General features: G+C 72.3%; 15 protein-coding genes. 9 read left to right on the forward strand and 6 right to left on the reverse strand.

What is annotated here, in order from left to right; genetic code table 11:
* The first annotated feature begins 259 nt into the window (after nt 1-259).
* From H4W31_RS39120 to H4W31_RS39135, 4 genes are all read left to right on the forward strand, one after another.
* The gene (locus H4W31_RS39120; RefSeq protein ID WP_225945912.1) at nt 260-1843 is read left to right on the forward strand and encodes an ROK family transcriptional regulator; all 1584 of its coding nucleotides are present in this window, start codon (nt 260-262) and stop codon (nt 1841-1843) included.
* A gap of 331 nt (nt 1844-2174) precedes the next feature.
* On the forward strand, nt 2175-5258 hold the full coding sequence (locus H4W31_RS39125; RefSeq protein ID WP_192771191.1) for a glycoside hydrolase family 3 protein: 3084 nt from the start codon (nt 2175-2177) through the stop codon (nt 5256-5258).
* Between the two features lie 74 nt (nt 5259-5332).
* The gene (locus H4W31_RS39130) at nt 5333-6388 is read left to right on the forward strand and encodes a LacI family DNA-binding transcriptional regulator (RefSeq protein WP_192771192.1); all 1056 of its coding nucleotides are present in this window, start codon (nt 5333-5335) and stop codon (nt 6386-6388) included.
* 59 nt (nt 6389-6447) lie between these two features.
* Complete coding sequence (locus tag H4W31_RS39135; RefSeq protein ID WP_192771193.1) at nt 6448-7965, forward strand: pyridoxal-dependent decarboxylase; 1518 nt, start codon at nt 6448-6450, stop codon at nt 7963-7965.
* 55 nt (nt 7966-8020) lie between these two features.
* Here the strand turns inward: H4W31_RS39135 and H4W31_RS39140 are convergent, their stop codons facing one another.
* Nucleotides 8021-8935 carry a helix-turn-helix domain-containing protein gene (locus H4W31_RS39140; RefSeq protein ID WP_192771194.1) on the reverse strand — a complete coding sequence of 305 codons (915 nt, stop codon included), beginning with the start codon at nt 8933-8935 and terminating at the stop codon, nt 8021-8023.
* Nucleotides 8936-9041: 106 nt separating this feature from the next.
* Here H4W31_RS39140 and H4W31_RS39145 point away from each other — a divergent pair, with 106 nt between their 5' ends.
* Both H4W31_RS39145 and H4W31_RS39150 read left to right on the forward strand, forming a co-directional pair.
* Nucleotides 9042-9356: a PadR family transcriptional regulator gene (locus tag H4W31_RS39145; protein WP_318783656.1), complete on the forward strand. Its 315-nt coding sequence runs from the start codon at nt 9042-9044 to the stop codon at nt 9354-9356.
* Between the two features lie 25 nt (nt 9357-9381).
* Nucleotides 9382-10404: a hypothetical protein gene (locus H4W31_RS39150; RefSeq protein WP_192771196.1), complete on the forward strand. Its 1023-nt coding sequence runs from the start codon at nt 9382-9384 to the stop codon at nt 10402-10404.
* A gap of 35 nt (nt 10405-10439) precedes the next feature.
* Here H4W31_RS39150 and H4W31_RS39155 read toward each other — a convergent pair whose 3' ends face one another.
* From H4W31_RS39155 to pyk, 3 genes are all read right to left on the reverse strand, one after another.
* Complete coding sequence (locus H4W31_RS39155) at nt 10440-10994, reverse strand: RrF2 family transcriptional regulator (RefSeq protein WP_192771197.1); 555 nt, start codon at nt 10992-10994, stop codon at nt 10440-10442.
* A gap of 105 nt (nt 10995-11099) precedes the next feature.
* Complete coding sequence (locus tag H4W31_RS39160) at nt 11100-11969, reverse strand: acyl-CoA thioesterase (RefSeq protein ID WP_192772740.1); 870 nt, start codon at nt 11967-11969, stop codon at nt 11100-11102.
* 20 nt (nt 11970-11989) lie between these two features.
* Complete coding sequence (pyk, locus tag H4W31_RS39165) at nt 11990-13441, reverse strand: pyruvate kinase (RefSeq protein ID WP_192771198.1); 1452 nt, start codon at nt 13439-13441, stop codon at nt 11990-11992.
* A gap of 400 nt (nt 13442-13841) precedes the next feature.
* Between pyk and H4W31_RS39170 the strand changes: the two genes are divergently transcribed.
* Both H4W31_RS39170 and H4W31_RS39175 read left to right on the forward strand, forming a co-directional pair.
* On the forward strand, nt 13842-14144 hold the full coding sequence (locus tag H4W31_RS39170) for a hypothetical protein (RefSeq protein ID WP_192771199.1): 303 nt from the start codon (nt 13842-13844) through the stop codon (nt 14142-14144).
* The gene (locus H4W31_RS39175) at nt 14141-15844 is read left to right on the forward strand and encodes an amidase (protein ID WP_318783657.1); all 1704 of its coding nucleotides are present in this window, start codon (nt 14141-14143) and stop codon (nt 15842-15844) included. The genes H4W31_RS39170 and H4W31_RS39175 overlap by 4 nt, the downstream gene beginning before the upstream one ends.
* A 93-nt stretch (nt 15845-15937) precedes the next feature.
* Here the strand turns inward: H4W31_RS39175 and H4W31_RS39180 are convergent, their stop codons facing one another.
* Entirely contained in the window at nt 15938-17224 is a 1287-nt protein-coding gene (locus tag H4W31_RS39180; RefSeq protein WP_192771201.1) for an alpha/beta fold hydrolase, read from the reverse strand.
* A 440-nt stretch (nt 17225-17664) separates the two neighbouring features.
* Between H4W31_RS39180 and H4W31_RS39185 the strand changes: the two genes are divergently transcribed.
* The gene (locus H4W31_RS39185; RefSeq protein ID WP_225945913.1) at nt 17665-20412 is read left to right on the forward strand and encodes a glycoside hydrolase family 3 C-terminal domain-containing protein; all 2748 of its coding nucleotides are present in this window, start codon (nt 17665-17667) and stop codon (nt 20410-20412) included.
* On the opposite strand, the gene H4W31_RS44960 is transcribed toward H4W31_RS39185, so the two are convergent.
* Complete coding sequence (locus tag H4W31_RS44960) at nt 20375-20542, reverse strand: BBE domain-containing protein (RefSeq protein WP_192772742.1); 168 nt, start codon at nt 20540-20542, stop codon at nt 20375-20377. The genes H4W31_RS39185 and H4W31_RS44960 overlap by 38 nt on opposite strands.
* Between the last annotated feature and the right edge of the window lie 27 nt (nt 20543-20569).

The following is a 20569-nucleotide window of genomic DNA, read 5'->3' on the forward strand; positions in this document are numbered from 1 at the left end:
TTCGTTATCGCCGAACGGCGGTGGCCCCCGCGAGCCACGCGGGTGCGAATCGTTCGGTTGCTGGGTGGGTATGGGGTAGAGTTAGTTCGTCGGGTGACTAAACAAACGTAATCGACGGTGACCGGTGCCACAAGCACCGGAATCATGGTGCGGCGGGCGGACGTGGCCCCGGCGCCCGGAGGTACGGCATGATGGGGCGCACCGTCGGCGACCGGAGCGCACCGGCCCGGACACCGATACGCGGGGAGCGGGGCTGACCTTGATCACGACGCAGACCGGGCCACAGCCGGCCGATCTCGCCGACGTACGGGCCACGAACCTCGCCGTCGTGCTGCGCTTCGTACGCGTACACGCACCCTGCTCACGCGCGGACATCGCCGCCTCGACCGGGTTGAACAAGGCGACCGTCTCCAGCCTGGTCGCGGAACTGATCGACCGCCGCCTGCTCCGGGAGACCGGGCTGGCGGAGAACCGAATCGGGCGGCCGGCCACGATGCTGGTGCTCGACGGGGCCCCCTACGCGGCGATCGGCATCGAGGTGAGCATCGACGAGCTGACGGTGGTCGCCGTCGACCTCTCCGGCACCGAACTGCTTTCCTGGCGACGGGCCTTCGACGGCTCGACCGCCTCCCCCGGCCGGGCGGTCAGCGCGATCGCCGCACTCGCCGGCCGGGCCGTCAACCGGGTCACCGGTCAACAGCGCCAGGTACTCGGTCTCACCGTCGCGGTGCCCGGACTGGTGGACGGGGCCGGCGCCGTCCGGCTGGCCACCACGCTCGGCTGGCGGGACCTGCCGCTCGGTGCCGACCTGCGCCGGGCCCTGCGCGAGCCCGCCTTCGAGGTGGTGGTGGACAACGACGCCAACCTCGCGGCCCTGGCCGAATACCGGCACGGCCCGCACGCCGGCACCGCCAACCTGGTCCACCTGACCGGCGGCGCGGGCCTCGGCGCGGGTGTGGTGGCCGACGGCCGGTTGCTGCGCGGCGGGCGCGGCTTCGCCGGTGAACTGGGCCATGTGACGATCGATCCGGACGGCCCGCTCTGCCCGTGCGGCCGGCGTGGCTGCCTGGAGGCGGTGGCCGGGATTCCGGCGCTGATCCGCCGGGCGCTGCCGGATGCGGCGGAGGACGGGCCGGTCACCGACTTCGCGCCCGAGGTCGACCGGATCCGGACCAAGGCCCGCCGGGGCGACCAGTCCACCCTGGACGCGCTCGCCGAGATCGGCCGGCACCTCGGGCACGGCGTGTCCCTGCTGGCCAACCTGGTGAACCCCGAGGTCGTGCTGCTGGGCGGATACTTCGCGACGCTGGCGCCGTGGCTGTTGCCCGCGGCCGAGGCCGAACTGACCGCCCGCTCGCTGGCACCGGAGGCCGGCGGCACCCGGCTGCTCGCCTCCGCCCTCGGCACCGGCGCCGCGGCCGCGGGTGGCGCGGCCCGGACCCTGGAGACGGTCGACGCGGGCCGGCTGCCGAGCCGCGATCCGGGTCGGGGCACCGGCCGGGAGCCCGGTCCCGCCGCGAGCGTCACCCGGAAGTCGCCCACCCGGTCCGCCAACCCGCCGGGCGCGGGCGGCCACAGTTCCGCCGCCCCGGATTCCGCCGGCTCCGACACCACCGCCCCCGGCTCCGGCACCACCGCTCCGCGCTCCGACACCACCGCTCCGCGCTCCGGCACCACCGTTCCCGGGTCGCCCGCCGCCCCGGCGAGCGGGACCGACAGCGTCGCCGCCGGCTCCGACAGCGCGGTCGTCGATGCGGCCGACGCCGCCGGGTCCGAGCCCGTCGCAGCGGCGACGGAGCCGCCGTCGACCAGCTCAGAGCGGCTGCCGGCGGGACGTCGCTGACCGCGTTCCGCCCGCATCCAGCCCGCACTCCGCCCGTCCGGGACCCGGCCCGGAAACCGACCGCCGCCAATCCGTTCGACGGAAACCCTTGACCGGTACGACGGCTGATGGAAGCCTCGAAATGCTCCTCCGTAACAGGCGGGAAACCGCTATCCACGGTGGAGTCTCTTTTCCACGGTCGTCGAAGCGCTTCGAGCTTCCCGGGCTGGCGACCTGTCCGTTCCGCCATACCCGCCACCGCAGTATTCGAAGCGCTTCGACGATCCGCGCCGCCGCCACCACGATCCGCCACCCGGGCGCGCTAGTCGAAGATCATGGAAGGTGATCGACCATGAGCGACAGGACGTTCCGCGACCCCGACCGCCCGCTCGACGTACGGGTCGCCGATCTGCTGGGCCGGCTCACCCTCGCCGAGAAGATCGCACTACTGCACCAGCACCAGGCCCCGGTGCCCCGGCTCGGGCTGCCCGCCTTCCGTACCGGCACCGAGGCGCTGCACGGGCTGGCCTGGCTCGGCCCGGCCACCGTCTTTCCCCAGGCGCTCGGGCTCGGCAGCACCTGGAACCCCGACCTGGTCCGGGCGGTCGGGTCCGCCGTCGGCGACGAGGTCCGGGGCCTGCACCACAAGGACCCGACCCGGGTCGGCCTCAACGTCTGGGCCCCGGTGGTCAATCCGCTCCGGGATCCCCGCTGGGGCCGCAACGAGGAGGGCTACGCCGAGGACCCCTGGCTGACCGGACGGCTCGGCACCGCGTACGCCCAGGGATTGCGCGGAGACCACCCTGAGTACCTGAAGACCGCGCCCACGCTCAAGCACTTCCTCGGCTACAACAACGAGACCGACCGGTGTACGACGTCCAGCAACCTGCCGCCCCGGGTGCTGCACGAGTACGAGCTGCCGGCCTTCCGGGAGCCGATCGCGACCGGCGCCGCAGTGGCGGTGATGGCGTCGTACAACCTGGTCAACGGTCGGCCGGCGCACCTGAGCCCGCTGATCGGCACCGAGCTGCGGCGGTGGACCAGCGACGAGATCATGGTGGTCGGCGACGCCGGTGCGGTCTCCAACATCGCCGGCGCACAGGGCTACCACCCGGACCACCCGAGCGGGTACGCGGCGGCGCTGCGCGCCGGAATCGACAGCTTCACCGAGGACGGCGAGGACTCCGGCCCGACCGTCGAACGGGTCGGCGAGGCGCTGCGGCGGGGCCTGCTCGACGAGTCCGATCTGGACACCGCCGTCCAGCGCATCCTCAGCATCCGGTTCCGGCTCGGCGACTTCGACCCGCCGGAACGCAACCCCTACACGGCGATCACCACCGACGTGATCAACTGCGCCGCCCACCAGGAGCTGGCCCGGGAGGCCGCCCGACAGTCGATCGTGCTGCTCCGCAACGCTCCCACGGCCGGCGCCGGGCCGCTGCTTCCGCTCGACCCGGCACGCCTGGGCCGGCTGGCCGTACTCGGTCCGCTCGCCGACACCCTCTACGAGGACTGGTACAGCGGAACACTGCCGTACGCGGTCACCGCCCGCGCGGGGCTGGCCGCCCGACTCGGCGCCTGCGACGTCGTACACCACACCGGGGCGGACCGGATCGCGCTGCGTACCGCCGGAGGTTACGTCCGGGCCGCCGGCGGTCCGGACGGTGGCCCGTTGACCCTCGCCACCGCCGCACCCGACACCCGGGGTCCGGCCGGCACCCGCCCGTCGGCCGACGGCGACCGGAGTACCGCCGACAGCCGGTTCCCGGCCGACGGCGTGTTCGAGGTCTTCGACTGGGGCCAGGACATCGTCGCGCTCCGGACGCTGGCGAACGGCCGGCACGTCGGCGCCGACGAGGAGGGCACACTGGTCAACGACCGGCCCGGCCCCGGTGGCTGGGTGGTCCGGGAGACCTTCCGACTCGTCGGCCGACCGGCCGGCGACCACGTACTGCACCACCTGGCCAGCAACCGGTACGTCACCGCCGGCCCGGACGGCGTACTGCGGGCCGACGCCGTCGACCTCGACGAGGGCAGCGGGTTCACGGTCGAACTCCTGCACGACGGGGCGGCCGGGGCGGCGGCACTGGCCCGCGAGGCCGACGTCGCGGTGGTCGTACTCGGCAACCATCCGATGGTCTGCGGCCGGGAAACCGAGGACCGGGCCGACCTGGCGCTGCCGACCGGGCAGGAGACCCTGCTCCGGGCCGTGTACGCGGCCAACCCGCGTACGGCGCTGGTGGTCAGCAGCAGCTACCCGTACGCGCTGGGCTGGGCCGACGAGCACCTGCCGGCCGTACTCTGGTCGGCCCACGGCGGCCAGGAGTACGGCACCGCGCTGGCCGCCGTGCTCTGCGGCGACGCCGATCCGGGCGGCCGGCTGACCCAGACCTGGTACCACGATGCGGCCGAGCTACCCGACCTGTTCGACTACGACGTGATAGCCACCGACACCACGTATCTCTACCATCGGGGCACCCCGCTCTACCCGTTCGGCCACGGGCTGAGTTACGCCGACTTCGCCTACGCTGACCTGCGGGTGAGCGCGGACGAGGTGGACGCGGCCGGAGAGATCGAGGTCAGCGTGCGGGTGAGCAACGTCGGCACGCGACCGGGCGACGAGGTGGTGCAGCTCTACACCCGGCAGCGGCGGTCCCGGGTCAAGCAGCCCCTGCGCCAGCTCCGGAACTTCGCCAAGGTGACCCTGGCTCCGGGCGAGCGGACCACGGTACGGTTCCGGCTGCGCGCCGCCGACCTCGCGCACTGGGACGTCATCCAGGGCCGGTACGTCGTGGAGGACGCCCGGCACACCGTCGCGGTCGGCCGGTCCAGCGCCGACCTCGTACTGAGCACCGCCCTGACCGTGCACGGCGAGCCGATCCGACCCCGGGAGCCACTCGCCGGTCCACTGTGGGCGATGGACCACGACGAGTACGCCGGCACCGAGCCGCTGCCCGACGGTCCGGGCGGTGCCGCCGTGGTCGCCCGGGAGGCGGGCGGCTGGATCCGGTTCTCCCGGGTGGACTTCGGCGCCGGGGTACGCGGCGTGGCCGCCCGGGTCGGTGGACGCCGGCCACTGCGGGACGGGGCCGAACTCGTACTGCGGTTGGACGATCCGGTCTGGGGCCCGGTGGCCGGTACGGTCCCGATCCCGGCCGGCGACGAGCACGATCCGGGACCGGCCACCGACCAGGGACCAGCCACCGATGCGGGGCCGCGGCTGGGTACCGGTGCCGACCCCGGCATGGTTCCGGCGGTCGTCGGGGCGACGGACCGGCAGCCGGACCGCGAGGTGTCCGGTCACTGGCGCGGCGAGGCCACCGGGGTACGCGACCTGTATCTGCTGTTCGACGCGCCGGGAGCTACCGTGAGCTGGCTGGCCTTCGAAGACGGGACGGACGGCGACCGTTCCGCGACTGGAAGTGGGGGCGCCTAGTGTCCGAAACGTCGCGCCCCACCTCGCGACCCGTGCCCCGGCAACCCGCCGGGACACCCGCCAAACGGCCGGACATGGTCACCATCGCCGACGTCGCCCGGCACGCCGGAGTCGCGGTCAGCACCGTGTCGTACGTGCTCAGCGGCAAGCGCGCGATCTCGGCGTCCACCCGGGAACGGGTGCTGGCCAGTGTGCGTACCCTCGGCTACCACCCCAACGCCGGGGCCCGGGCGCTGGCCAGTAGGCGGGCCAACGTGATCGCGCTGGTGCTGCCGCTGCGCTCCGGGATGCACCTGCCGGTCCTCATGCAGTTCGCCACCTCGGTGGTGACCACGGCGCGGCAGTTCGACCACGACGTACTGCTGATGACCGCCGACGAGGGACCGGCCGGGCTGCGCCGGATCGCCGCCAGCGCGATGGTGGACGGGATCGTGCTGATGGACGTCGAGATGCACGACGCCCGGGTGCCGCTGCTCCGCGACCTGGAACGGCCCAGTGTGCTGATCGGCTTTCCGGCCGATCCGACCGGACTGACCTGTGTGGACCTGGACTTCTACCGGGCCGGGGAGGCCTGTGTCGAGCACCTGGCCGGGCTCGGCCACCGCCGGATCGCGCTGCTCGGCGCACCGGCGGTGGTCTACGACCGGGACACCGGGTTCGCCCACCGCACCAGGGCCGGGTTCGCCGAGGCCGCCGCGCGGTACGGCATCGCGGCGATCGCCCAGCCCTGCGAGGAGAACTTCGACGCGGTCCGCCGGGAGTTGGCCGGACTGCTGGCCCGGCAGCCGGACCTGTCCGCGCTGGTGGTGCACAACGAGGCGGCGGTCGGCCAGGTGCTGGCGGCGCTGCCGGCGCTCGGCCGACGGGTTCCGGACGACGTGTCGGTGGTGGCGATCTGTCCGGACGAGGTCGCCGAGCGGGCCAGCCCGGCCCTGACCTCGGTGCTGATTCCGGCCGAGGAGGTGGGCCGGCAGGCGGTGTCGCTGCTGATGCGCAAGCTGGAGGGTGATCCGGTCCCGGAGGGGACCCTGCTCGATCCCCGGCTGACCGTCCGGGCCAGCACCACTCGGGCACCGGCCGCCGACCCGGGCAGCCCCGCGCCCACCGGGGTGACGCGGCTCCGGAGCTGATCGACCATCGTCTTGATCCGAAGCGGGTTGCCTGGTCGACTCGGATGATGGCCAATCACATGAGCCCGGACGAGTTCCGCCGGCACGGGCACGCCGTCGTCGACTGGATCGCCGACTACTGGTCCAGCCTCGACCAGCGGGCGGTCCTGCCGGCCGGTCCGCCCGGGGCGGTCGCCGCCCGGCTGCCGCCCCGGCCACCCGAGCGGGGCGAGGGGTTCGACCGGATCCTCGCCGACCTCGACTCGGTGATCGCGCCCGGCCTCACCCACTGGCAGCACCCCGGCTACTTCGGATACTTCCCGGCCAACACCTCCGGGCCGAGCGTGCTCGGTGACCTGGTCAGCGCCGGTCTCGGCGTACAGGGGATGCTCTGGGCCACCGGGCCGGCCTGTACCGAGGTGGAGACGGTGATGCTGGACTGGCTGGCCGAACTGCTCGACCTGCCGGCCCGGTTCCGGTCCACCGGCTCCGGCGGCGGCGTCATCCAGGACTCGGCCTCCTCGGCCACCCTGGTCGCGGTGCTCGTCGCGCTGCACCGGACCGGCGGCGGGCGGTGGCGGGAGCACGGCGTCGAGCGGCGGCACCGGATCTACACCTCCACCCAGGGACACTCCTCGATCGAGAAGGCGGCCCGGATCGCCGGGCTCGGCGACGACGCCGTACGGGCCGTCGAGGTCGATCCAGACACGTTGGCGATGGAGCCAGCGGCGCTGCGGGCGGCGATCGAGGCCGACCGGGCCGCCGGACTGGTTCCGACGGCGGTGGTCGCGACCATCGGTACGACGTCGACCACCGCGGTCGACCCGCTGCCCGCGATCGGCGAGATCTGCCGGGAGTACGGCGTCTGGCTGCACGTGGACGCCGCGTACGCCGGGTCGGCCGCGATCTGCCCGGAGCTGCGCTACACGCACGCCGGCCTGGAGTACGCCGACTCGTACTGCTTCGATCCGCACAAGTGGCTGCTCACCGGCTTCGACTGCGACGCGTTCTGGGTGGCGGACCGGGCCGAGCTGATCGAGGCGTTGAGCATCCTGCCGGAGTATCTGCGCAACGCGGCGACCGAGTCCGGTGCGGTGATCGACTATCGCGACTGGCAGGTGCCGCTGGGCCGGCGGTTCCGGTCCCTGAAACTCTGGTTCGTGCTGCGCTGGTACGGCGCCGAGGGGCTGCGCGCGCACGTCCGTGCCGGGGTGGCGCTGGCGGACCGGTTCGCCGGCTGGGTACGCGCCGACGAACGGTTCGAGGTGGTGGCGCCGCATCCGTTCTCGCTGGTCTGCTTCCGGCTGCGCACCCGCGCCGGCGCCGGCGACAGCCGCGCCCCGAGCAGCACAGACGCCAACGCGAACGGCACAGACGCCGACGCGAACGGAACGGGCGCCGAGCTGGACCGGGCGAATGCCGAACTGCTCGACCGGGTCAACGGCACCGGGCGGGTCTACCTGACGCATACCCGGGTCGGCGGTCGGCACACGCTGCGGCTGGCGGTCGGTTCGCCGTACACCCGGGAGGAGCACGTGGCCGAGGCCTGGCGGCTGATCACCGACGCCGCCACGGCGTCGCAGGTCGGGCGCTCCTGAGCTGGTCGCCGGGCGACGGCACGCGGTGCCGCCGCCCGGCGTGGGTAGGACAGGCTCAGCGCGGCACCCGGAGCGCGGCGATGAACCACTCGAAGTCCGGCACCCGGGGCGGGAACGCCGGCCGGTCGTTCAGCACCCCGATGAGCTGCCAGTACCGCTCGACCCGACGGTCGGAGAACGTCTCCATCTGGTCGGCGATCCGGAGCCGCTCGTCGGTCGGCACCGCCGGATCCACGAGCCGGTCCAGGATCGCCTGCCCCTCCATCGAGTCCGGCGCCACACCGGCCCGCACCGCGCGTCCGGCGTGCTCGATCACCTGCTCGTGGTCGTACCGGGGTGCCTCGGCCGGGCCGTCGGACCGCGCGCCGGCCACCGCCATCTCCCGGACCCGGGCGCCGAAGCTGGCATCGCCGACGAGTTCGGCGAGTTCGAGCCAGGCGTCCACCTGTTCCGGGGTGGGATCGTCGGGAAGTTCGGCCGGCATCTGCCGCATCCCGTGGGCGATCTGCGCCCCGGGCGTGTCCGGATCGATGCCCTCGAAGGTACGGTCGACGAAGTCGTCGATTATCCGCTGCCGCTCCTGGGCGGAGAGTCTGGCCAGTCTGTTCATCACACTCATCTCCTCGGTCGTGCTGTTCCGGCGGGCGATCGACCGCAGCACCGCGCGGCGCAACTGGAGCGTGCGGATCTCGGTGCCCAGCGCCTCGGCGTGGGCCCGCGCGACCTCGGCCAGCGTGCTCTGTCGGGCCAGGATCCGTCCGACAGTGCCGAGGTCCAGTCCGAGTTCGCGCAGGGTCCGGACCAGATCCAACCGGGCCAGCGCCTCGGCGTCGTAGAGCCGGTATCCGCCCGCCGAGCGGGCGGTCGGCGGAATGACGTCGATGTCCGACCAGAACCGGATGGTCCGGACCGGTAGGCCGGTGCGTCGGGAGAGCTGTCCAATGGTGAAAAGCTCGGTGCGGTCGTTCACGGGACGAGCATCAACCTTCCAGTCGCTGGAGACTCAAGCCCATTATTGACCCGGGCTGCTACGTACTGCGATGCTACGTTGGACGTAGTAGATGGAAGGTGGCCTCGTGTCCGGACTATCCGACCTGGGCAGGTTCTCCGAACCCGCGCTGCTCGTCCTGATCAGCCTGGCCGCCGGCCCACGACACGGGTACGCCATGCAGGACGACATCGCCGGACTCACCGGTCAACGGCCCGGCCCGGGGACGCTGTACGGCGCGATCCGACGCCTGGAGGAACACGGTTACATCGAGGCGCTGGCCGAGCAGGATCGGCGCCGCCCGTACCGGCTGACCGACGCCGGACGGGCCGCCCTCGGTACGGAACTGGAGCGGATGCGTACCGTCGTCAGCACCGGGCTCCGCCGGCTGGCGGTGTCCTGATGCGCTCCCTCCCGGCGGTGTCCTGATGCGGCGCCGACGTCCCGGCGACGGCGAGCCGACCCGGCCGGTCGACCGCGAGCCGGGGCAGCCGGTCGACGGCGAGCCGACCCGGCGGTTCGATGGCGTACTGGCGCGGCTGGTCGCCACCGTACTGGCGCTGTATCCCCGCCCGATCCGGGAGCGTTACGGCGCGGAGATCGCCGACCTGCTGACCCACTCCCCCACCCCGGTACGCGATCTCGCCGACGTGACCTGGTGCGCCCTGGCGGACCGGGTCGTCCGCGGCGCGCAGGCGTTGACCCTCGCCCGGGCCCGTACCGGGGTGTTCATCCTGGCCAAGTTGCTGCTGATCCCGCTGGGGCTCACGATCGCGCTGCTGGTCCTGATGGTGGCCGCCGGACCGCCACTGAACCTGATGGTGGCGCTCGACATCGACGTGGAACGGACCGCGTCGATGGTGCACAGCCTGTCGATACTGCCCCTCGGGCTGCTCGCCTGGTGGCTCGGGCGCCGGCTGGGCCGTAGCGGCGCGGTCCCGGCCGCGTGGGCGCTGGCTCCCACCGCTCTCGCCGTCGGGCTGCTCGCCCTGGCCGCGCTGCCCGGAGTGGGCGTGATACTCGGCGAGACCCCGGACTCGGCCACGCTCGCCATCCTGTGCTGGTCCGCCGGCACCGCCGTGACCTGCCGACTGCTCCGGACCGCCCTGGTCCACCGACGGGTCGCCAGGGCCTGGCTCACCGGCCTCGGCGGCGGGCTCGTCCTGCTCACCCTGAGCACCATCGGGTACGTCTGGAGCGCCATCGACGCCGCCCGGGCCCCGCGCGGGTCCGCGCCGTACTGGTATCTGAGTGCGATCAGCGGAATCGATCCGGGCCTGGTCGACGACACCCATCTACAGCTCGCCGACGCGGTCGCACTGCTGCCGTCGGTGCTCACCGCCTGCACGGTGTACGCGTTCGCGCTGACCGCCGGGGCCGTCGGGGCCAGCGGCGCGGCCATCACCGCCGATCAGGGCAGGAAGAAGGCCCCGTCCCGGCTGGCGTCCTGACCTGCTCGGTACGGCACCGCCGCAAGAACTACCGGTCAGATCCAGGCGTTCGGGTCGGCCGCCAACTCGCGGACCCGGTCGGGCAGCTTCCCACTGGCGACGTCGGCGATGGTGACCGAGTCGAGGATCTCCCGCTCGCTGGCCCGCAGCGCGATCCAGACCTCCTGGAGCGCCCGCGCCGCGCCCTGGTAGCCGAGGTCCTCCGGTCGCTGGCCCCGGATGTTGGCCAGAGGGCCGTCGATCACCCGGATCACCTCGGCCAGCGAGATCTCCGTCGCCGGACGGGCCAGCCAGTAGCCACCCTCCGGACCCCGCTGGGCGTGCACGATGCCGCCCCGGCGCAACTGCAACAGGATGCTCTCCAGGAACTTGGGCGGGATCTCCTGGGTCCGGGCGATCTGCTCGGCGGTGACCGGGGTCGGCCGCTGGGTCGGCATTCCGGTCCGGATCGTCCCACCCGAACGGCCGCCGGGTCGGGCTCGGCCGTCGGTTCCGGAGCCGGCACCCGGCCCCGACGCGCTTTCCTCGGCGTGTGCGGCGAGTTCGGCGACGGCACGCAGCGCATAGTCGACCCGGGCGGAGAGACGCATGTCGGCAAGGTTAGTCCGGTCGCCGCGCCGGCCCCGCCGGGCCCCGAGCCAATGCCGCAGCCCGGGTAGGTTAAGGACCGGCGGGGAACGCCGAGCGCCGCCGGGTCAGCCGCCGACGCGGCGGAGCAGACCCTCCTGTACGGCGCTGGCGATCTGCCGGCCGTCGACCGTGAACATCCGGCCGGTGGCCAGCCCCCGGCCCCCCGAGGCCGACGGGCTCCAGCAGTCGTAGAGGAACCACTCGTCGGCCCGGAACGGGCGGTGGAACCAGAGGGCGTGGTCGAGGCTGGCGCCCACCATGCCGCCCGGTCCCCACACCTCGCCGTGCACCGACAGGACCGAGTCGAGCAGCGTCATATCGGAGGCGAAGGTGAGCGCGCAGGCGTGCAGCAGCGGGTCGTCCGGCAGCTTTCCGTCGATCCGCATCCAGACCCGTTGGTGCGGGTCGACCGGCCGGTCGCCGGGCGCGACCCAGCCGGGTTCGCCGACGTAGCGGACGTCGATCGGGCGCGGGATCGTCCCCCAGATGCCCAGCCGCTCCGGGTACCGGGCCAGTCGGTCGGCCATCGTCGGCACCTCGTCCGGCGGTGGCACGTCGACCGGGGTCGGGGCGTGGTGGTCGAGTCCCTCCTCCTGGCGGTGGAAGGAGGCGGACATGAAGAAGATCGTCTTGCCGTGCTGGAGCGCGACGGAACGGCGTACCGAGAAGGAGCGGCCGTCCCGGATGTTCTCCACCTGGTACTCGATCGGCTCGGCCGGGTCGCCGGGGCGGACGAAGTAGCCGTGCAGGGAGTGCACGACCCGGGACGGGTCCACGGTCCGGCCGGCGGCGACCAGTGCCTGGCCGGCAACCTGACCGCCGTAGACCCGCTGGGGTCCGACCGGCGGGCTGATGCCCCGGAAGGTCATCTCGTCGAGCTGCCGCAGGTCGAGGACGTCCAGCAACTGGTCGACCGCGGCCTGCCCGACGACCACCGCACGCCCGTCCTCGGAACTCACTGCCTGGCCCGGGCCGCCGACACCGCGTCGACCAGCGTGCCGAGCTGGTGCACCCGGAGGGTGTTGGTGGAGCCCGGGGTGCCGGACGGGGTCCCCGCGACGATCACCACGTAGTCGCCCGGGTTGGCGTGGTTGAGCCCGACCAGCGCCTGGTCGACCTGCCGGAACATGTCGTCGGTGTGCTGGACGAACGGCATCAGGAAGGTCTCCACCCCCCAGGAGAGGGCGAGCTGGTCCCGGACCTCGGGCACCGGGGTGAAGGCCAGCAGCGGCAGGTCGCAGTGCAGCCGGGACAGCCGCCGGACCGTGTCACCGGTCTGCGAGAACGCCACCAGGGCCTTCGCGCCGATGGCCTTGGCGATCTGGGAGGCGGCGACGGTCAGCGCGCCACCGTGGGTACGCGGGTCGTGCTGCAACCGCGGCACGCCGATCGACCCGGACTCGGTGGTCGTCACGATCTTGGCCATGGTGCTCACCGTCAGCACCGGGTACTTGCCGACGCTGGTCTCGCCGGAGAGCATCACCGCGTCCGCGCCGTCGAGCACCGCGTTGGCGACGTCGGACGCCTCGGCGCGGGTCGGCCGGGAATTCTCGATCATCGAGTCCAGCATCTGGGTGGCCACGATGACCGGCTTGGCGTTCTCCCGGCAGAGCTGCACGGCACGCTTCTGCACCAGGGGCACCTCGTCGAGCGGAAGCTCGACGCCGAGGTCGCCACGGGCCACCATGATGCCGTCGAAGGCGTCGACGATCGCCTCCAGGTGGGTCACCGCCTCGGGCTTCTCCACCTTCGCCATCACCGGGCGGTGCACCCCGGCCTCCTGCATGATGCCGTGCGCCAGCTTGATGTCCTCGGGCGAACGGACGAACGACATCGCCACCATGTCGACACCGAGACCGAGCGCGAAGCGCAGATCCTCGGCGTCCTTCTCCGACATCGCCGGAACACTCACCGCGACGTTGGGCAGCGAGACGCCCTTGTTGTTGGAGACCGGACCGCCCTCGGTGACCAGTACCCGGATGTCGCTGCCGTCGACGTCGGTGACCTCGACCGCCACCCGGCCGTCGTCGATGAGCAGTCGGTCGCCCGGCTTCACCTCGAACGGCAGCTTCTCGTAGGTGCACGAGACCCGTTCCCGGGTGCCGACGATCTTCTCTCCGGTGATCACCACGGAGTCGCCGGTCCGCCACTCGTGCGGGCCGTCGGCGAACTTGCCGAGCCGGATCTTCGGGCCCTGCAGGTCGGCCAGGACCGCGACCGCGTTGCCGGTCGACTGGGCGGCCTCGCGTACCAGGTGGTAGACCTTCTCGTGGTCGGCGTGGCTGCCGTGGCTGAAGTTGAGCCTGGCTACGTCCATGCCCGCCTCGACGAGCCCACGGATCCGCTCCGGTGAGGAGGTCGCGGGGCCAAGGGTGCAGACGATCTTTGCGCGGCGTGTCACGGCCATCAGGCTATTCTCTCTCTCGGATCGGCCCGCTAGACCTCGGAAGCCGAACGGTTGACCAACGTCTCGCGGCGGGGAAGTGACCGGCGGGTACGTCACACCGGGACGTTGTCGGCGGGCATCAGCGACCGCGCGGCGCCGAGCCTACCCCCGCCGCCCTTGCCACGTCCTCCCGGCCTGATCTACTCCGGTCCCGGCCTGATCTGCTCCGGGTGGTACGCGGACGGCAGCGACGCCCGACGAAAAGTGTACGCCGACGCCGCACGGTTCACCGCGACGTGATCTTGCCGTTATCGCGCCGATACCGTTCGGACCCACAGTCGGTGGTCAACGATGTTGATCAAGATGACGCCACTGGTCGACACGTCGCCACCCCCGGCACCCCCAACGTCCGAGGAGCGCCATGGCCCCCACCCCGCCCACCGATGCCGAACTCAACGTCCTGATCCGGGCCCGGCTCGCCAGCCTGGGCATCGACCTCGACCAGCTCCCGCCCGGTACCGCCACCGACCCGGAGACCGGTTCGCCGGGTCAGGACTCCGTCCTCGCCTCGCTGCGCTCCTTCGTCCGGGGCACCGTGGGCGCGCTCGCCGCGTACCAGCTGCCCGCCCCCGCCGGCACCGACCCGGAGGTGGCGAAGGCGCTCTCCCAGCAGGCGGCACCGATGCTCTATCCCTCGATCAGCACGGAATGGCGGCAGTCGTGACCTCCACCTCCGAAACCGTGAACACCTTCGAACCCGTGGACCGGACGGTCGACCGGCGGGCGTTCCTGGCCCGCGCCGCCGCGCTCGCCGCCGCCGGCACCGTCGGCGCCGCCATCGCCCTGCCGGGCACGGCCGGCGCGCACGGACCCGCCACCGGAACCCCGGGCGGGCACGGCAACGCCGGAAAGCCGAACCCCGCCCTGGACCGGCCCGACGCGTACCGCCGGCCCCGGCCCGAGGCGCTGGCCGACCCGACCGAGCTGACCATCGCCGAGGCGGCCTGGCTGATCCGCGCCGGCAAACTCAGCCCGGAGCAGCTGGTCGAGGCGTACCTGGCCCGGATCGGCAGCTACGACGGCACGTACCAGGCGTTCAACCTGGTGCTCGCCGACGCGGCGCTCGCCTCGGCGCGGGCCGCCACCCGCCGGTCACACACCGGCGCGCTGCACGGCATCCCGGTGGCGATCAAGGACAACTACTACACGGCGGGCGTCCCGACCACCGCGAACTCGTACCTGTTCCGGGACTTCGTGCCGCCGTTCGACGCGACGGCGGTGGCCCGACTCAAGGCCAGCGGCGCGATCGTGCTCGGCAAGACCCAGATGGGTCCGCTGGCGACCACCCGGGCCACCACCCCGGCGGGCGTGATCACCACGGTCAACGCCTGGACGCCGACCAACCCCGGCACCGATCCGGGCGGCTCGTCGACCGGTACCGCCACCGCGGTCGCCGGCCGGATGGCCACCGCCGGCACCGGCACCCAGACCGGCGGCTCGATCACCGCGCCGTCCAACGCGCAGAACCTGACCGGGATCAAGCCGACCATGGGACGGGTCTCGCTGAACGGGATCATCCCGCTCAGCTACACCCGGGACCACCCGGGACCGCTCGCCCGGGACGCCAAGGACGCCGCGATCATGCTGACCGCGATGGCCGGCGAGGACCCCGCCGACCCGCGCAGCCAGGGCCTGCCCGCGGTGCCCCGACTGATCGAGGCGGCCACCCCGGTGTACGCCGGCAAGCGGGTCAAGCTGCGCTGGAAGACCCGGATCGGCATCCTGCCCGGGTACGCCACCGGCACCTCGGCGACCGCGCTGGCCCGGCAGGCGTTCCTGGCCGAACTGGCGGCGATCTCCGGCGCGACCCTGGTCGACGTACCGCTGCCGGAGGAGTGGGACCTGCTCGGCGGCAACACCTTCAACAACATCCGGCTGCCGGAACGCAGTGAGCCGTTCATGCCGTACCTCCGGACCGACCTGCGCGGTTTCGGGGTCGCGGTGACGAGCTGGTTGCAGGGCGCGCTGATGGGCGGCAACGAGTTCATCACCGGGCAGCGGGCCAAGCTGCTGTTCCTGGAACGGGTGCTCGACCAGCTCTTCGACGCCTGTGACGTGGTGGTGCAGACCAGTCCGGTGCCGTTCGACATCCTCGGCCTGCCGGAGATCGCCTTCCCGATCGGGTTCAGCACCGCCGGCGTACCGGTCGGCACGATCCTCGGCGGCCTGCCGTACGGGGAGGACCGGCTGTTGTCGGTGGTGGCCGCGTACCAGGAGGTCACCGACTGGCACTGGCGCCGCCCGGCGAACCCGCCGGCTCCGGCGGCCGGCGCCCGGGCCGCGCGCGGCACGCTCGCGGCACCGCAGCCGGACGAGTCCCGGGGCCGGCTCACCGCCGACCAGGTGGCCGAGCTGACCCAGTAGCCGATCGGGTACGCGAACGCGTAGGAGGGGGGTCCTCAGCCTCGGTGCTGAGGACCCCCTCGTGAACTCGCGACGTGATCAGATCTCGTCTGATCAGCCGGGCTGGCAGTGCCCGGAGAATGTCCGGCCGGTTACGAGATAGCGGACGGCGTACCCGGCGCAACTGACCTCGACCAACGAGCCGTGCGTGTCGTCGTCGACGTATCCGAGGGTCCCGCCGATCGCCTGCCGCATCTCCTCCGCCCAGCGGGCCGGGGTGTTCCACTCGTGGGTGTGGGCCACCAGTTGGAGGGATCCGGACCGACGCTGCTGGACCAGTGGCTGCACCGGGTGCGGCCAGCCGGTGCACTCGCTGTACCGGGGGCTCATCGATCCGGCCATCGGGAACTGACTCACCTGGCGTTCGTGGGTCGCCCAGACCTGGTCGAAGTTCCGGGACGTGGTGTCCAGGTTGCAGTAGGTGGCGAGATTCATCAGGCCGCTGTAGCGCTCCCGGTGGTCGGACGACGGCCAGTCCGTCGCTCCGGCGAATGCGGTGTAGGCGGCAGCGACAGCGGCCCGGTCACCAGCGACGACACCGGTGATCAGGCGGGCCGTCACCGGCCAGTCGGCTGAAGACCAGGTGGCGAGGCCGACTATGTCGTTGCCGGTGATCTCACCACCGTCGAAGCCGAACGGCTCCGCCCGCAGTTCTTCGCGCAGTGCCAGCAGTCGTGACCGCACCTGGACCGGCTGGTCGCCGAGGTGGTAGCGGTCGTCGTGCCGGGCCAGCCAGGAACTGTAGGCGTGGAAGGCCCGCTCCATGTCGGGTATGACGTCCGCCGCGGTGAACGAGAAGGTCGGGCTCGACACGCTGTCCAGCAGCATCCGGTCCACCCGGTCGGCGAACAGGGTTCGGTAGGTGGCGCCGAGCGCGGTGCCCCACGACACGCCGAGATAGCTGATCCGCGGCTCGCCCAGCGCCGCCCTTATCCGGTCCATGTCCCGGGCGATGTTCTGCGTGGTGAGGTTGCGGGCGAATGCCGGATCCGCGTTGCCGCACCGGCTGATGGCCGCACCGTACGCCGCGGCCTCCCGAGCCGCCTGCTGCCGGGGGGAGAGTCCGGGTTCGGGCGGGTACGGCGCCGGCGGGTCGCAGCGGAAGCCGGTGCTCTCTCCGGTACCGCGCGGGTCGAAGCCGATCAGGTCGAAGTGTTCCGCGACCTCGCCGGCTCGGCTGCCGGCAAGGTACGTGGGCAACTGCCGGCCGCTCCACCCCGGACCGCCCCAGTTCAGCAGCAGCACACCCCGGCGCCGGTTCGGGTCGGCAGCGGCCAGCCGGCTGACGGCGATGGTGACGGTGGGACCGTCGGGCCGGGCATAATCGAGTGGAACCAGCACGGTGCCGCATTCGAGTCGCTGTGTTGCTCCGCCCGCTGTCGATGGTGTCGCTGTCGATGGTGTCGGGCAGTCAGCCCAGTCGATCGCGGGTGACGCGCTGCTGGGAGCGGCGGCGACCACGCCGCCGAGCCCCACGCCCAGCAATGTCGCCGCCAATAGCATCCTCATCGGCCCTCTGCGGTGCACGCGTTCCTCCTGTTCGCTTATGGACGGTGGGAAGTCCTCATAAAGTACGAGCGGAGGGCCTGTTCACACGTCGTGCCCGGGGACGACACGGTCCCGGCATCGCGGACGGGGTGAACCCGGTGCCGTACCGGATCTGGTCAGCGCCGTGGCCCGTACGGGTAGCAGTGCGGGCGCAACAACGACCTTGACGTTCATCAATATGAGCCATACGTTTGCCCCGGGTGCAGCGTCCTCACCGGAGGGGGAAGAACCGGATGAGAACTCGGTCGTGGGCGGCCATCATCATGGTCGGCGTCATGGTCAGCAGCGGCGGATCGGCGGTGCCGAGCGCCAAGGCGGTACCCGGATCCGGACCGGAGGGCGACGGCGCCGTACCGCCGATCTACTCCAACCGGGCGTACCCGGCCCGGGAGCGGGCGGTCGACCTGGTCTCCCGGATGACCCTGGAGGAGAAGGCCGCCCAGATGGTCAGCAGCCAGTCGGCGGCCCTGCCCCGACTGGGCATCGCCGCCTACGGCTGGTGGAACGAGGCCGCGCACGGAGTCGCCCGGGAGGGCACCCTGCACAACGCCAACCCGCCCATCCTGACCAACACCACCTCGTATCCGGTCGACCTCTCGCTCGGCGCGACCTGGAACCCGGACCTGGTCTACCGGGAGGCGACGCTGATCTCCGACGAGGCCCGCGAGGTGGTCCGGGACAACCGGCTCGACCTGAACTTCTACTCCCCCACCATCAACCTCGCCCGTGATCCCCGCTGGGGGCGCAACGACGAGGCGTTCAGCGAGGACCCGCTGCTCACCGCCGCGCTGGCGGCACAGTTCGTGAACGGGATGGAGGGCAAGGACCGGGCCGGTCGGCTGCTGCCGCAGGGTGGCGGCTACCTGAAGACCAGCACCACGCTCAAGCACTACGCGGCGAACAACAGCGAGTTCGACCGGATCACCGGCTCGGCGAACATGGACGACCGGACCTTGCGCGAGTACTACACCGCGCAGTTCCGCGAGGTGATCCGGCGCAGCTCACCGGCCTCCATCATGACCTCCTACAACCGGGTCAACGGGGTGCCGACGTCGGCGAGCGGCTACCTGATGGACGAACTCGCCCGGCAGACGTTCGGCTTCGGCGGCTTCTTCACCTCGGACTGCGACTCGATCCGGGAGATCCAGCACGGCCACCACTGGCAGCCGCCGGGTGAGCCGGAGCCGCTGGACCACATCGAGCGGCACGCCTGGGCGAACGCGGCCGGTGAGGACCTGAACTGCCAGCAGGGCTACCACGACCAGTGGAGCTACGCGAACACCATTCCGGAGGCGGTCGCCCGGGGCATCGACACCCCGAACGGTCGCTACACCGAGGAGCACGTCGACGCCGCACTCGTACGGCTGCTGACCACCCGGATCCAGCTCGGCGAGTTCGATCCCGCCGAGAACGTGCCGTGGGTGACGGCGGCCCGGAGCCGGGTCGCGCCCGGCACCTGGACGAACTCGGACGCCAACGGCGCGGTGACCCAGACCGCCGATCGGCTCGCCCTGGCCCGCGAGGTCGGCGCCGAGAGCATCGTGCTGCTGAAGAACGAGGCCACCCGGCCGGTGGCGACCGACGCGGCCGGTAACCGGCACGGTGGCCGGAACGCGCTGCTGCCGCTGCGGGTTCCGGCGTCCGGGGCGTACCGGGTGGCGGTGATCGGGCACTACGCCAATCCGCCGAGCATGTACCTCGGCGGCTACTCCAGCATCCAGGCCAGCGCCGGGCAGGCGAACGAGGTCAACGGCTACGCCGGGGTCCGGGCGGCGATTCGGGCGATCAACCCCGGTGCCGTCGTCGACCACCTGCCCGGCGTCACCCCGGGCACCCTGGCCGAGGTCGACCCGGCGTCGGTGGCCGCCGCCGCCTCCTACGACGCGGTCATCGTGTACGCCGGCACCGACGACCGGCACTCCCGGGAGGACGTGGACCGTCGTACGCTGGCCCTGCCCGGTGCACAGGCGTCCCTGATCAGCCAGGTGGCGGCCCGGAACCCGAACACCGTCGTCTACCTGGAGACCGCCGGACAGGTCGACGTCGCCGACTTCGAGGCGGCGGTGCCGGCGCTGCTCTGGAGTTCGTACAACGGGCAGCGCAAGGGCGAGGCGCTGGCGGATGTGCTGCTCGGGAAGCGCAATCCCAGCGGGCGGCTGCCGTTCACCTGGTACCGGGACGTCGGTCAGCTGCCGCCGATCGACGACTACGGAATCCGGGGCGACGGATCCCGCCCCGGTCGGACGTACATGTACTTCGACGGGGAGGTGTCGTACCCGTTCGGGCACGGTCTCGGGTACACCGGCTTCGCGTACTCCCGGCCGTCGGTCGACCGGTCCAGGGTCGACGCCAACGGCAGCGTCCGGGTCAGCGTCGACGTCACCAACACCGGATCGGTCGCCGGGTCCGAAGTGGTCCAGCTCTACGTGGGTACGCCCACCGCGCCGGCCGCCCGGCAACGCCCCGACAAGCGGCTGAACGGCTTCCAGAAGATCTCGCTGCGGCCGAAGCAGACGAAGCGGGTCAGGTTCACCGTCGACGTACCCGACCTTGCCTTCTTCGACGACCAGCTCGGCCGGTACGTCGTCGACCGGGGCGCGTACCTGATCCAGGTCGGCAGGTCCAGCGCGGACACCGGCCCCCGGCAGCAGGTCCGGGTCCTCGTCGGCGGCAGCCTGCGGCCGGAGCTGTCGGTCATCACCGCGACCGCGCCGACGCTGCTCCCCCGGAACGCCGTCGTGTCGCCGAGGGTCACCATCGCGATGAGCGACGACACCCGGTACGGCTACCGCGCCGAGGGCGCCAGCACGCCGCTGCCGGCCGGCACCATCGTCCGGTACCGCAGCAATCGTCCCGGCGTGGTCTCGGTGGACCCGGCCGGAGTGATCCGGACCGGCGTGCCCGGCGTCGCCACCATCACCGCCACGGTGAGCTACCGGGGCGTCAGCCGATCGACCGAGTTCTCCCTCGGGGTCCGCTGATCCGGGGCAGGGTCGGCACGGCGACGCCGAATAGGTCGTCCGGGTCGTACCGGCGCTTGGCGGCCGGCAGCCGAGGATAGTTCGGACCGTAGGCGAGCCGGACCCGCTCCGGCTCGTCCGGCGCGAGCAGACCCCGAGATGGCTGGGCGGGGTGCCG

Origin of the sequence: Plantactinospora soyae (genome assembly GCF_014874095.1) — a bacterium.
Lineage (GTDB): Bacteria > Actinomycetota > Actinomycetes > Mycobacteriales > Micromonosporaceae > Plantactinospora > Plantactinospora soyae.